This is a genomic window from Acinetobacter sp. S4400-12 (assembly GCF_024129495.1).
In the GTDB taxonomy this organism is placed as follows: domain Bacteria; phylum Pseudomonadota; class Gammaproteobacteria; order Pseudomonadales; family Moraxellaceae; genus Acinetobacter; species Acinetobacter lwoffii_C.
In genome coordinates this window covers 1-790 of the sequence record NZ_JAMXYB010000097.1, presented here as the reverse complement: position 1 = coordinate 790, position 790 = coordinate 1, and the positions used below count along the sequence as shown (strand labels likewise).

1 protein-coding gene is annotated in these 790 nt (G+C 26.6%); it reads right to left on the bottom strand.

All coding sequences use genetic code 11. The annotated features are described in order from the left end of the window. Positions 1 to 44 precede the first annotated feature (44 nt). On the bottom strand, positions 45 to 790 hold a 746-nt coding region (locus NI461_RS14065; protein ID WP_253157867.1), incomplete at its 5' end, for an ATP-binding cassette domain-containing protein.

Below are 790 nucleotides of genomic sequence, written 5' to 3'. Positions count from 1 at the left end.
TGGTTGTACGATAAGTTTTAGCAGTATGTTTATTCATTTTGAAATTATAGGACTGAATAAACCTTATAGGCTAGGTTTGTGCAACAAAGCCCATTGTGTTTAAAACTAAATTTAACCTTATAATCACTTTTTCCATATAAAAGTAAATTTTTATGGTTTTCAGTTAAAAATTTGAATGGTACATCAAGGGGAATTCCTTTTTCTTTACAAAAATTTAATAATAAGCTGTTATAATAATTTGAAAGAGATCCAGTTTTCCAGCATAAAAAAGGTTTTTCAGGTATAGTCAGTTCATCATCTATAAGTTTATTTTTCTCTATTTCTATTTCATAGCCCAAACCATTACATTGTTTGCAAATATTATAGGGAGAATTTATTTTTAAATAGTGATATTCGGGAATTAAATTTTTATCATTATTGCTTAATAAGTTTGGAAATCTGAGATAACTATAAATTGTTGACTTAGGGTTAACATTAAAATTATTTTGATTAATTGATATAGATGGTATTATTCCAGAATATGATTCTAATATATAATCTCCTTGTTCAGTAAATCCATTTTCAAGTGAATCAAACTCATCTTTACATAAGCTATAAAGAGTAGAAAAAGCTAAAGAGCTTTTACCTGCACCTGATCTTCCATAAATTGCAGTTATTTTGTTTTTTTCGATATTGATGTCAATATTTTTTAAATTATGTGTGGCTTTGTTGCACAAACCTAGCCTATAAGGTTTATTCAGTCCTATAATTTCAAAATGAATAAACATACTGCTAAAACTTATCGTACAAC